Source organism: Nostoc sp. S13 (assembly GCF_029379315.1).
Taxonomy (GTDB): domain Bacteria; phylum Cyanobacteriota; class Cyanobacteriia; order Cyanobacteriales; family Nostocaceae; genus Nostoc.
Genome location: NZ_JAQYWQ010000027.1, coordinates 20,466 through 32,802, shown reverse-complemented (window position 1 = coordinate 32,802; position 12,337 = coordinate 20,466). Strand labels below are relative to the sequence as shown.

11 protein-coding genes and 1 pseudogene are annotated in these 12,337 nt (G+C 42.3%); 10 read left to right on the top strand and 2 right to left on the bottom strand.

Annotated features, from left to right (window positions below; all coding sequences use genetic code 11):
- Positions 1 to 126 precede the first annotated feature (126 nt).
- The 10 genes and pseudogenes from glf to PUQ00_RS11430 all read left to right on the top strand — a co-directional run bounded on the left by glf (position 127) and on the right by PUQ00_RS11430 (position 10,601).
- Positions 127 to 1,254, top strand: a complete 1,128-nt coding sequence (gene glf, locus PUQ00_RS11475; RefSeq protein WP_300416193.1) for a UDP-galactopyranose mutase — start codon at positions 127 to 129, stop codon at positions 1,252 to 1,254.
- A gap of 106 nt (positions 1,255 to 1,360) precedes the next feature.
- Entirely contained in the window at positions 1,361 to 2,287 is a 927-nt protein-coding gene (locus tag PUQ00_RS11470) for a class I SAM-dependent methyltransferase (RefSeq protein ID WP_300416191.1), read from the top strand.
- 115 nt (positions 2,288 to 2,402) lie between these two features.
- The gene (locus tag PUQ00_RS11465; protein WP_300416189.1) at positions 2,403 to 3,617 is read left to right on the top strand and encodes a glycosyltransferase; all 1,215 of its coding nucleotides are present in this window, start codon (positions 2,403 to 2,405) and stop codon (positions 3,615 to 3,617) included.
- Positions 3,618 to 3,625: 8 nt separating this feature from the next.
- On the top strand, positions 3,626 to 5,194 hold the full coding sequence (locus PUQ00_RS11460; protein WP_300416187.1) for an MFS transporter: 1,569 nt from the start codon (positions 3,626 to 3,628) through the stop codon (positions 5,192 to 5,194).
- Between the two features lie 730 nt (positions 5,195 to 5,924).
- On the top strand, positions 5,925 to 8,141 hold the full coding sequence (locus PUQ00_RS11455; protein ID WP_300416185.1) for an SBBP repeat-containing protein: 2,217 nt from the start codon (positions 5,925 to 5,927) through the stop codon (positions 8,139 to 8,141).
- A gap of 702 nt (positions 8,142 to 8,843) precedes the next feature.
- Positions 8,844 to 9,119: a hypothetical protein gene (locus PUQ00_RS11450; RefSeq protein WP_300416184.1), complete on the top strand. Its 276-nt coding sequence runs from the start codon at positions 8,844 to 8,846 to the stop codon at positions 9,117 to 9,119.
- On the top strand, positions 9,109 to 9,345 hold the full coding sequence (locus tag PUQ00_RS11445) for a hypothetical protein (RefSeq protein ID WP_300416182.1): 237 nt from the start codon (positions 9,109 to 9,111) through the stop codon (positions 9,343 to 9,345). The genes PUQ00_RS11450 and PUQ00_RS11445 overlap by 11 nt, the downstream gene beginning before the upstream one ends.
- A gap of 22 nt (positions 9,346 to 9,367) precedes the next feature.
- Positions 9,368 to 9,721 (top strand): annotated as a pseudogene (locus PUQ00_RS11440) (type II toxin-antitoxin system PemK/MazF family toxin).
- Between the two features lie 74 nt (positions 9,722 to 9,795).
- Positions 9,796 to 9,921, top strand: coding sequence for a hypothetical protein (locus PUQ00_RS11435; protein ID WP_300416180.1), 126 nt, complete (start codon positions 9,796 to 9,798; stop codon positions 9,919 to 9,921).
- A gap of 332 nt (positions 9,922 to 10,253) precedes the next feature.
- On the top strand, positions 10,254 to 10,601 hold the full coding sequence (locus PUQ00_RS11430) for a hypothetical protein (RefSeq protein ID WP_300416178.1): 348 nt from the start codon (positions 10,254 to 10,256) through the stop codon (positions 10,599 to 10,601).
- 35 nt (positions 10,602 to 10,636) lie between these two features.
- On the opposite strand, the gene PUQ00_RS11425 is transcribed toward PUQ00_RS11430, so the two are convergent.
- Together PUQ00_RS11425 and PUQ00_RS11420 are read right to left on the bottom strand one after the other, a co-directional pair.
- Positions 10,637 to 12,043 (bottom strand): NAD(P)(+) transhydrogenase (Re/Si-specific) subunit beta, encoded by a 1,407-nt coding sequence (locus PUQ00_RS11425; RefSeq protein WP_300416175.1) that lies wholly within the window; start codon positions 12,041 to 12,043, stop codon positions 10,637 to 10,639.
- Positions 12,040 to 12,333 carry an NAD(P) transhydrogenase subunit alpha gene (locus PUQ00_RS11420; protein ID WP_229547018.1) on the bottom strand — a complete coding sequence of 98 codons (294 nt, stop codon included), beginning with the start codon at positions 12,331 to 12,333 and terminating at the stop codon, positions 12,040 to 12,042. Before PUQ00_RS11420 ends, PUQ00_RS11425 begins: the two co-directional genes overlap by 4 nt.
- Positions 12,334 to 12,337 lie beyond the last annotated feature (4 nt).

Here is a 12,337-nt window from a genome sequence, read left to right as displayed (position 1 = left end):
GTAAAACAGCAGTTTTCATTGGTGCGCCCAGTGGCATTGATTGGAATATTTAATGTCCTTAATATTGCCGAATTTAACACTAGAAAGATATCTGCGCTGTCCAAAAAGTAACCGGAGTGAAATAACATGCTATTTGATTGGATGATCGTAGGGGCGGGATACTCAGCCTGTGTAATGGCGGAACGGCTAGCAACTCAGCTTGGACAGAGAGTGCTGATTGTAGAGCAGCGAGACCACATTGGGGGTAATGCCTACGATTACTACAACGAGCATGGCATCTTAGTTCATAAATATGGGCCTCACATCTTTCACACTAAGTCTAAGAAAGTATGGGATTATCTCTCTCAATTTACAGAATGGAGGCATTACTATCATCATGTACTGGGAGTCTTGGAGGGTAAGAAAGTCCCTATCCCTTTTAATCTCAATTCTCTCTATGCACTTTTTCCTGAGAAATATGCAGAGAAGCTGGAGAATTTGCTTCTAGAAAACTTTGGTTTTGGAGTGAAAGTACCCATTTTAAAATTGCGGGAGAGTGCTAGTGGGGATCTAAGCTTTTTAGCTGATTACATTTATGAAAATGTTTTTTTGCATTACACAATCAAGCAGTGGGGGATGAAACCAGAGGATCTCGATCGGGGGGTAACGGGACGTGTTCCAGTTTATATCAGCCGCGATGACCGTTACTTTCAAGACCCCTATCAGGCTATGCCTAAGCTAGGCTATACAGAAATGTTCCGGCGAATGCTAGCTCATCCCAACATTAAGGTACTGCTAAATGCAGATTACCGCGAGATTATCAAAGATGTTAAGTTTCATCGGTTACTTTGCACTGCACCGATTGACACATTTTTTGATTATATGTATGGTGAACTGCCCTATCGTAGTCTGCGCTTTCAATTTGAGACATTGGATCAAGAACAGTATCAAGAGGTGGGTACAGTTAACTACCCCAATGATTATGACATCACTCGCATCACTGAACAGAAGTATTTGTCAGGACAAACTTCTCCTAAAACTACCTTGGTGATGGAATATCCCCAGGCTTATGTACCAGGCAAAAATGACCCTTATTATCCTATTCTCAATGAAGAGAGCCGCGATCGCTTGAGTCTATACCTCAAAGAAGTAGAGAAACTCAACGGTACTGTACTATTTGCAGGACGACTTGGAGATTACAAGTACTATGACATGGATCATGCAGTGATTCGAGCGCTGGGTTTGTTTGAGAAAGAAATAGCGAATTCTATGTAGAAAGTGCCAAAAAGATGCCATCGCACTTGTGATGGATAAAAAAATATAGAACTCTTTCCCTAAAGTTCTGACTAAAAAATTGTTAATATTTTCCCACAGAAAGATTATGGTGCAACAAAAACTCGTTAGTACAACCAAGCAACGCCTTGAATGTTTGATTTGCAATTATCGCCTCGATCCGAATGATGAATCTGCATTTTCTACATTCCCATGCAACGTCAGAGCCTTTATGGATGAAACATTTAAGGTTTGGAGATGTCCTGATTGCAAGACAATTCATTGTCTAGATGTCGTGGATCTGGATCATTACTACGCAAAATACCCGATTGCCCAGGCAACATTGACATGGCCATTTCGCGTCTTCTACAGAAAATTACGCAAACAACTCACCAAGCATGGGTTTTCCAAGACTCACTCGCTGCTTGATTATGGCTGTGGTGCAAACGGTCTATTTGTACACTACCTGCGACAACAGGGCTTTACCAATTCTCACGGATATGACCCTTACGGTTCCAAGGACGGCTTCGGCGACCCGGCAACGCTTCAACAAGGGCCATTCGATTACATTTTACTTCAGGATGTCATCGAACATGTTGAAGATCCTAATGCCCTGTTAGATAGGTTAAACAACTTGCTCGCCCCTGGTGGTTATATTCTAATCAGCACACCAAACGCGTCTAACCTTAACTTAAATCGACCTGACATAAACGATATTTGTAACGCGGTACATGTCCCCTACCACCTTCATATTTACACTCGTGAATCCATCGAATTATTGGGGCGTCGTCAAGGGTGGAAATTTGTAGATTCATTACGGCCCAATCATGATACACTATGGCCTACCTTGAATGCTCGCGTTTCCAATGAGTACCAGCGCATCCTTGACGGTCCAGTAGATGTCTTTTTTGAACCGATCAACTCAAGGAAAGTGTTCACTTCGAGCAGATTTATATTCTTTGCATTTTACGCAATATTTGGCTATTGGCTCAATTCTTATTCTGGGATGAGCATCATGTTCCGCAAAAGCATTTAATCTAACGATCGCCTTCCTTATGGAGTTGTTGGAAAAATCAGTTGAATTATAAATTCGCACAACAGCATAACAAAAAAGTTTTGTTTTTAAGAGATATTTTCTATTGATGGAAACAATGCAATCACCTTCATATCCAAAAAAAAAGTTTTTGATCAATGTTGTCACCGGAAATAGTGGTGGAGGGCATATCGCTACTTCTAATGCGATATCTTCAATCATTGAGCAACAACTCCCCTGTCAAACTAGTGTTACCGATGTGGACGTATTAGCGCAGCGTTTAGCAGAAGGAAAAAAAACACTAGATATTTACAGGCTATTCGGAACTAGTGGAGATCAAGTTCTCAACCAGATTATGCAAAGCGGTTGGACATGGATTCACCATCTGACGATGCCCTTTAATAAACTACTTATCAAACTAAATTACGACGCTGGTGTGAGGATATTTGAGGAACACTGGCGCGAACAACCGCCTGATATGGTGGTTTCTGTGGTGCCATTGTTTAACAAAATGATATGGGAAAGTTTACAGAGAGTAAAACCAAGCACACCTTTGGTGACAATTCTGACAGATTTTGCTGATTTTCCGTCTGCTTATTGGATAGAACCGGAAACAGGAAGTTATATACTCTCTGGGAGTGAAAAAGGAGTGGAGCAAGCTCGTTCTTTGGGAGTAAAAGAGGAGCTGATCATCAAAACTTCGGGACTGGTGATTAACCCTCGCTTTTATAAACCGATTGTGAGCGATCGCGCCCAGGAAAGGCAACGGTTGGGTTTAGATCCAGACTGTCTGACTGGACTTGTGTTATTCGGAGGTAATGGCTCCAAAGTCATGCTGGAAATTGCCAAGCGTCTGGAGCGTTTTCAACAAAAGCTACAACTTATCTTTATCTGTGGACACAATGAAGAACTAGCTTTAACTTTACGTGAGAGCCAAGGTCTTCAAAAGAGGTTTGTCACTACGTTTACAAAAGACATTCCTTTCTATATGCATCTTTGTGATTTTATGATTGGTAAACCAGGTAATGTCAGTATCAGCGAGGCGCTGGTTATGAAGCTACCAGTAATTGTGGAACGCAGTGTTGCCACAATGCCACAGGAACTATACACCACTGACTGGATTCAACAGCAGCAGGTGGGTTTGGTTATCCGCAGTTTTCGAGATATTGATCGATCAGTTGAGCAGTTTCTTCAGCCAGAAAATTTTGCCCGCTACCGTGCAAATGTCGCTGCGTTGAATAACAGAGCTGTGTTTGAAATTCCTGATATTTTGCAGAAGATTCTCGCTAGTAATTATAAAACAACAGTGGCAGAACCACTCCAGCAGAGGTAGTAACAGCGATGAATCGAGATCGTGTTAAAGCAGTTACGCTGGCGGCAATGTGTTTCGCCCTCTTCATGGCCAATCTCGATGACACTGTGATGAATGTGGCGCTTCCGCAGATTCAGATAAGTCTAAACTCTGGCGTGTCGGGATTACAGTGGATTCTCAACGCTTACACTTTGTCTGCGGCTAGTATAATGCTGCCAAGCGGAACATTAGGAGACATTTATGGACGGAAGCGAGTCTTCCTCACAGGGCTAGTCATCTTCACGATCGCTTCTTTAATTTGCGGTCTGGCTCCAAGTTTGAGTATCTTGATTGCTGGGCGAACTCTTCAAGGAATTGGTGCTGCTGCCCTAGTGACAGGTTCTCTGTCGATCATTTCTGATACGTTTCCTGAATCCAAGGAAAAAGCTAAAGCTCTTGGTATTTGGGCTGCGGTGTCAGGACTCGCCCTCGTTGCTGGCCCTGTAATAGGCGGACTGCTAGTGGATACTCTGGGATGGCAGAGCGTGTTCTTTCTCAACTTACCACTGGGGGCGATCGCTTTTTGGGTGACTTCGCATGTTGTTAAGGAAAGTAAAGATTCCAACAAACAACGTCTTGATGTGACTGGTTTACTGCTCAGTGTAATCTTTCTGGCTTCACTTACCTATGCACTTACCCAGGGGAATGCTGGGCTGTGGCGATCGCCGTTGATTGTCTTGCTGCTGATAGTTGCTGGACTTAGCTTTCTGGCATTTTTATTTGTTGAGTCCCGCAGTAGCCACCCAATGCTGCCATTAACCTTGTTTCACAATTCAACGTTTGCTGTAGTCAATGTCGTTGAAATTTTAGTATTCTTCACTGTTGTCAGCTTGCTTTTTATCTTCAGCCTGTTCTTCCAGCAAGTACAAGGATACTCGGCGGGGGCGACGGGCTTGCGCTTCCTGCCGATGAATGGAGCTTTTGTAATCGCATCTATATTTTCTGGGTGGTTTGCTGCTCGCTTAGGGTGGCGCTTTACAATTGCGACAGGACTGATCATAGCAAGCATAGCTATATTTTCATTGATCCGAATCAATGCCGATACAGAGTATGGAGCTATTTTGTGGAGCCTGATTCTTTCAGGGTTTGGTAGCGGCTTGACACTCGCGCCCTTAGCAGCAGTAGGTCTGAGTTCTGTACCCTCCACAAAAGTGGGAATTGCCTCAGCAGTAATCAACACTAGTAATCGTCTTGGGAATATCTTAGGAGTTGCTATACAAGGAACAATTCTCACGCAACAGCTAGCCTCAGATTTGGCGCGATCGCTCTTTGCTTGGAGTCTACCCTCAAACCTCCAAGATCGCCTGATCGTTGATGTTTTGCGTGGTGGATTTCAAGTCCCCAGTCACCTGCCAGCCAACATTTCTACCCAAGCTATGCATCAGGCAATTAGCAATGCATTTATGTCGGGTCTACATGCAACTGTGCTTCTAGCTAGTATTACCCTCCTAAGTGGAGCATTTTTGATTCTGGTGTTTGTTCAGCCAACTTTTAACGAAGTCACTAAGAATGCTCCTCTTTCTATTAAACAGAAGAAGAGAAGGCGAATGAATTTTTGACACTGTTAAGGAGCTAGGACTTACGCATTGACAAAAAACATTATCTATGTGTTATAGATAATGCCATTACTGTTAAGGTTCGCGAAAATATGTTCACGTACAACTAAAGTGAACATATTCCTTTGTACTTCATACTAATCGTCAATATCGCTGTAATACAGAGTGATTAAATTTAAGCTAATGATAGTTTTTAGGATTTATGCATTGACAACAAATACCAAATATGCGTAAGTTTAAAAACCACATTTTTCGTAAGGACATAGCAATGCTGTGTCCGTAGGGCATGGTCTATTTACTATCAAAGGATAACTAATAAAAGCCTAAAACAGCCTATTTCCGTTAGTTAATGTACATCACGATTAATTTGTACAGTACATAAGTCCTATGATTGTCCGATACTTATTAGTAAACGACCCATATTTTTCTCAATTCACTATTTTGCTATTCTGTCAATACCTAAGTACTATGAGCTAGCAAAAAATAAATATTTACTATTCGGTCTAACTATTGATATTATTCTTTGCAGATACCTAAATAGAATCACCAAGTAATTATTCACTCCCCCCGGCAAAATTGTCGAAACCCTTGATTTCTTATTGAGGGGTAAGAGGGAGTGTTAACGATTACACCACCAGAGCATCTGACAACAGCTAACGGAAATTAGGCACAAGTCTGAAAACTGAGTCTCGAAAAAATCTAACTTGTTTCTGAACTAAGGGATTTAAACAAAATGGCCAATCAAAAAATAGCAATCTCATTATTGACACCTGCCAGCGATATAGTTATCGGAGGGGGTACAAATGATTCTGAAGCCCTTTTCGGTCGTGCCGGAAACGATACCATTTATCCTGACAATCCGATTGCAAGCGCCACTCAAGCAACAAATGTAGATTATTTGTTCGGCGATCTATTCGACAACTCTCCTGAAGAATATGAGATTATTCTGAATATTCAGAATGCTCAACAAGGTGGGAACCCATTTCTCATCCTAAACAGAAATATCCCATCTGTAGGGGCAGATAGATTTGTTCTTGGTGATACAACTCAGCCCTACTATACTGCCTCTAACCCAAATACCCTACTAACTACAGACTTCCTTGGTTTGAACGAGTATGCTGTCATTTATGATTTCGGTCCAGATAATGATGTCATTCAGCTAAATGGTAAACCGAAAGACTATCGAATCGTAAATATTAATGGATTGCAGATTCCAGGAGTCGTACAACCTCTTTCTGGAGAAGCTATCTTTTCACTGCAACAGGGAGCACCTGACCTCATCGCTTTTTTGGTTGAAAAGCCTGATGTCCAATTAGATTTGAAGTCAAATAATTTCCGGTTTGTCGGTGACAAACCACCAAAAAAACCAACAGAAAACAAGAAGATTCAGCAATTAGGGACTACCGGGAACGATCTCAGTCTTGCTACGGGTACGGATTCTGCTGGCAATGTTTATATATCAGGAACTACCACCGGGTCATTGTTTGGAACCAATCAAGGTTTTGGAGATGCTTGGGTAGCTAAATATGACACCAATGGCAACCAGGTCTGGGGTAAGCAGTTTGGCTCCTCTGGTGATGAGTCTAACTTTGCGATGGTTACAGACAAGGATGGTAACACCTACATGGCAGGTGGCACGTCGGGTAACTTGTTTGGAACTAAACAAACAGATTCTGATGTTTGGGTGGCTAAATATGACACCAATGGCAACCAGGTCTGGGGTAAGCAGTTTAGTGCTGGTGGTTTTACTAGTGGAGCCTTTAGCATTGATCTAGATCCAGCAGGTAATGTCTATTTATCAGGAATAGAAATTAACAACAATCAAAGAACAGACATTTTCAATTTTGCCGTTGAGGATAATTCCTGGGTGTCTAAGTTTGACAACAATGGCAACCAGCAGTGGCTTACCCTGATCAAGGATCCTTCAGCGACCTTCCCTTTTAACCTAACTCCCTTTTTTGACGAATCTTACGACCTTGCTGTTGATAAAGCTGGCAACAGCTACGCTGTCGGCTGGACTCAGGGCTTAGTCAGAGAGTCAGACCCATCGCGACAACTTTTGAAGTACGATGCCTGGGTGTCAAAGGTGAACTCAGCAGGGCAGGTACAGTGGGTTCAACAGCTTGGAAGTACAAATCAGGGACTTGATTTTGCCTGGGGTGTTGATACTGACAGCAAAGGCAATATTTACGTTACAGGATGGACTACAGGGGATATTGGCACAAAGGTGGGAACAAAGGGAATCGGGGGTCGCGATATTTGGATTAGCAAATTTACCCCAGATGGATCTCAAGTGTGGGCTAAACAGTTTGGTTCTCCAGACGATGATGGCATGTTCCTATCGGACATGCAGATCGATGACCAAGACAACATCTTTATCATCGGAGAATCTAACGGTAAGTTAGGAAAAGGCCAAAAAGACCAATCTTATAATGCCTTTGTGGCGAGGTTCGACACTGATGGCAACAACAAGTGGATTCAACAATTTGGAAGCAAAAATAATCTTGACTACCCTACAGGTGTTACGACTGACGGTCAAGGTAATCTTTATGTTACTGGAACTACTGATGGCTTATTAGGGAACACTGGTGGCGTTAATACCTCAGCTTTGGACGGTTGGTTGGCTGAACTGGACATCAACAAAGGAAAACTGCAAAAATTTATCGGCGGTTCAAATGATGTCATCAGTATTGCCGATCCTGGTCCAATTCCCACCATTGATATCAGTAATGATTTAGTGACTAACCAAAGACTGCCTCAAGGCGATAACCTGATTAACCCTGCTCAGGGAATCACTATTAACTCTGCTCCGGGAACCACTACTAGCAGCAGTGCATTCAACTATGGACAGTTCGTTTCTGGTCTGAGCAGCATCTTTGACCCTCAATCTCAAGGTTCTTTTCCTACAGCTTTGGCTCAGGCAGTTAATAATGGCAGTATAGTGATTTGAAATGATTTAAACTAGCGCCCTCCCATTACCCTGGTCAAATAAAAATCTCAGCCAAGTTTTAAACAAGAGATAGAAACTGGGTTTTAAGCCTTATTTTCTAACATTATGGCTACCAGTCTGTCAATTTAAAATTTCTTGTATCTTTACAAGTCGGTTCGACAATTTGACCAGTGGCAACATCGAATAAAGAACAATTAAGCTTTGTGTGCCGTGACGAATATACTCAAATTCCCTTCTTTCAACTTTGCCTGGTTGCATTGGCAAGTGTTTTTCTAAGCGCTCAGTAGCTTGAATCTCTGTTATTTATCAATGGACGGCAGTGCGTTTTTCCTGAAGATGACGCTCAGTCGCATTGATGCATGGCTATCCCTTCTTTACGAGACGTACTCGCGGACGGCGGGCTTCTCGTAGAGGGGCTATGCCAACGCCTATGGATGGTGCATACATATTTTGAACTTGATAACCCGCAACTTGAGTTAATACACAAATTTTATATATATTATATAGCGGTTCCCGACCTGGTGAGGTATGTTTTTAAAGCTACTAACCTTGGTAAACAAGATTTGCGTGTACCTCAGTTGCTTAGGAAACGCTATAAGAGAAATGAACTAATAAGTTGTTTATTATTTATATTTCATCGAATGATAATTAGAAAATTAACAAAGCATGATGCAGAAGATTAACGTTTTTCTGCAATTGTAGTTGTTGATCCGCGCAGTATTACACCGCAGTCTTAATTATATTGCAGAGCGATGCCTGCGGCGGGCTTTCCTGCGGAACGCTAGGCGAACGCCTACGCACGGTGAATATTTTGCAGGCGATCGCTTTTTTATCTCACGCAGAGGCGCAAAGCAAGAAGGAGCGATGCCTTTGGCGGGCTTTGCCTATGCACTGTGGAGATTTTTGCAGGCGATCGCTTATCATAATTTCACTACCATTAGTAATATAAGTTGCTCTATGAATTTATATGGAAACTAAAGAAATTCTCCAAGCACTCCCAAACCTGAGCATAAGCGATCGCCTAAAGATAGCTGAATCAGCCCTGCAATTGGTTCTTCAAGAAAAACACTCACTTACCAAAGATGAGCAAAAATGCCAATTAACATTAGCCGCAATGACAGCTATTGCAGATTATGCACCTGGTAGTGAATTAAATATATTCTCTGACTTAGAGGAAGAAGACTTTTGCGACTATCCAGATTAAGACTTTCACAACTCAGGAAATTATGTACAGAGGTGAAGTCTGGTTAGTTAATTTAGATCCAACAGTAGGGATAGAAATTAGCAAAAAACGTCCTTGTATCATAGTCAATGATGATGCTATTGGAATATTGCCTTTGAAGGTTATTGTCCCAGTTACAGATTGGAAAGAAAGATATGCTGTTAGACCTTGAATGGTGCGGCTGGAACCAAGCACAGAGAACAGTTTAGCCAAAGCTTCTGGTGTAGATACTTTTCAAATACGTTCAGTTTCAGAAACAAGATTAGTCAGAAAACTAGGTCAACTCTCCGACTCAAAAATGCAACTTGTTTCTCAAGCATTAGCTGTTGTCTTAAATATTGCTCACACAATATCTTAGCGATCGCTCTTTTTAACGAACCACTCCAGGCGTAGAGAACACAGAGTCAGAAGAGAGCGATCGCACGTTGGTGCATGAGTGGCGATCGCTTTTTTCTCTCACGCAAAGGTGCAAAGGAGGAAGAGGGCGATGCCTTTGGCGGGCTTCGCCTACGCACTGTGCAGATTTTGCAAGGCGATCGCTTTTTGTTTTCGGATTAGAATCAGGCGATTAGGTTTCTATTTGTCTATTGTCCTACTTGACAGATTACTTTTTCGTGTATACATTTATGGTACAAAAATACTAACAAGGTGATTTAAATAAAGATGAAAGCAAATCAAAATGATATTCCTGACTGGATTTCAGAAGGACAAAGGATAAATGCAACTCACTTAATAGTGGTCTATAGCGCTAGCAGTGGGCAAGATTTTCCAGTTTACGTTATGTCGGGAGAAAACTTTCAACAGAAGTTACAATCATGCAATGCGGGTAGTTGCACTTACGTGAGAGACTTTAGTCTGTAGTAAAATTGAAAATCACTATATTTGGGAAAATGAGTAGTGTTAGCTTGTACTCTTGGATTGAAACTTACCTCCAAATTTTATCGAAAAATATAATTTATTTATTTCATAATTTTGAATTTAGAGACTATATAAGCGGTTTAATTTTAGCATTTGCTCTCTGGAACTATTGGAATAAAAAGAAAAAGTTTGCTGCATTAAATTATCCCGTATTAAAAGCAAAATTAGAATTACCAACATTTAGAGACCATTACAAACTATTTCCTATTTACCCTAATTATAAAGTTATTAATATAAGTGATAAAAAAGCTGTTGATACCTGCCTATTTACCAACAAAAAAAACTTGCTTCAGGAACATCAAGCCCCCAAGGCAAGCTAACTCTCTAAATTATTTCTTGGCGGCTTGGCGGTTCGTTAAAGTTGCTTCACTTCCGAAACCAACTTCGACACCATATCCTTAGCACCACCAAAAAGCATCGTAGTTTTATCTTTGTAGAACAACTCATTATCTACCCCGGCAAAACCCGTACTCATCCCGCGCTTAATCACAATAGTCTGCTTTGCCCGATCTACTTCCAAAATCGGCATACCATAAATCGGGCTATTTGTATCACTCCGCGCCGCCGGATTTACCACATCATTTGCCCCAATTACTAAAGCCACATCCGCTTGCTCAAACTGGGGATTAATATCTTCCATGTCGTACAACTGCGTATAAGGCACATTTGCCTCTGCCAGTAACACATTCATATGCCCCGGCATTCTCCCAGCAACAGGGTGAATGGCGTACTTGACATCAACGCCCATCCGTTCTAGCTGATCTGACAATTCCCGGACGCTATGTTGCGCTTGAGCAACTGCCATACCATAACCAGGCACAATTACCACAGAACGGGCATAACCCAACATCATCGCCCCTTCTTCGGGATCGATGCTGCGGACGGTTTGATCAGTTGCACCACCACTAGCAGCAGCACCACCAGAACTAGAACCTGTACCAAAAGCGCTGAACAGCACACTAAATAAGGAGCGGTTCATCGCCTTACACATAATCTCGGTGAGGATTAACCCAGATGCTCCCACCAAAGCCCCAGCGATGATTAACATATTGTTCATCACCACGAACCCAGCAGCCGCCGCCGCCACACCTGACAACGAGTTTAACAGCGAGATTACCACTGGCATATCGCCGCCACCAATCGGGATGACGAACATCACGCCCAGCACCAATGAAACGCCAACCACTCCCAAGAATATGGGTAAGCTATTTGGTGTGATAATTAAATAGGCACTGCCTACTATATAAGCACCCAGAAGCAAGAGGTTAAATGGTTGCTGGAAAGGAAATGTAATCGGGGAACCACTGATTAAACCTTGCAATTTCGCAAAGGCTAAAAAACTACCTGTGAAGGTAATACCACCGATTAACACGTCCAATAGTATGGAAATGTTGACATCTAACGGTATCGCCTGAGAACTATCTAACAACCGCCAGAATTCCGCAACAGCTACTAATGCCGAAGCTGCACCGCCCAAACCGTTGAGTAAACCCACCATTTGGGGCATTTCGGTCATTTGGACTTTGTAGGCAACGATCGCACCAATTCCCGATCCAATCGCCAAGCCCAACAATATCATCTCGTAGTTCAACACATGCTGATCCAGCATTGTCGCTGCGATCGCCAGCAGCATCCCCACAGCCGCGACAAGATTACCGTTCCTTGCTGTAGCAGGTGATCCCAGCTTTTTCAAGCCCAAAATAAATAACGATGCAGCGACTAAATACGTCAGCTGAATGCCAGTTGGTAAAAAGTCGCTCACGCCTTAATCTCCTTCTTTTTGAACATTTGCAACATTCTGTCTGTCACTAAAAAACCACCCACAACGTTGACTGTTGCGAGTACCACAGCAATCAAACCAAGAATTACTGATACATTCGTCTCTCTCGCACCAGCAGCAACTATTGCTCCAAGTACCGCAATCCCAGAAATCGCGTTTGAGCCTGACATTAAAGGCGTGTGTAGAGTCGGTGGTATTTTGTTGATGACTTCAAAGCCGATAAAAGATGCCAAAACAAATACAAACAAAGCAGCAAGTAATGCCTCTGTCATGAAA

Bases quoted from the DNA above. Each gene is read 5' to 3' on its own strand.
- glf (WP_300416193.1), top strand. From the start codon at position 127: ATGCTATTTGATTGGATGATCGTAGGGGCGGGATACTCAGCCTGTGTA.
- PUQ00_RS11470 (WP_300416191.1), top strand. From the start codon at position 1,361: ATGGTGCAACAAAAACTCGTTAGTACAACCAAGCAACGCCTTGAATGT.
- PUQ00_RS11465 (WP_300416189.1), top strand. From the start codon at position 2,403: ATGCAATCACCTTCATATCCAAAAAAAAAGTTTTTGATCAATGTTGTC.
- PUQ00_RS11460 (WP_300416187.1), top strand. From the start codon at position 3,626: ATGAATCGAGATCGTGTTAAAGCAGTTACGCTGGCGGCAATGTGTTTC.
- PUQ00_RS11455 (WP_300416185.1), top strand. From the start codon at position 5,925: ATGGCCAATCAAAAAATAGCAATCTCATTATTGACACCTGCCAGCGAT.
- PUQ00_RS11445 (WP_300416182.1), top strand. From the start codon at position 9,109: ATGGAAACTAAAGAAATTCTCCAAGCACTCCCAAACCTGAGCATAAGC.
- PUQ00_RS11435 (WP_300416180.1), top strand. From the start codon at position 9,796: ATGAGTGGCGATCGCTTTTTTCTCTCACGCAAAGGTGCAAAGGAGGAA.
- PUQ00_RS11430 (WP_300416178.1), top strand. From the start codon at position 10,254: ATGAGTAGTGTTAGCTTGTACTCTTGGATTGAAACTTACCTCCAAATT.
- PUQ00_RS11420 (WP_229547018.1), bottom strand. From the start codon at position 12,333: ATGACAGAGGCATTACTTGCTGCTTTGTTTGTATTTGTTTTGGCATCT.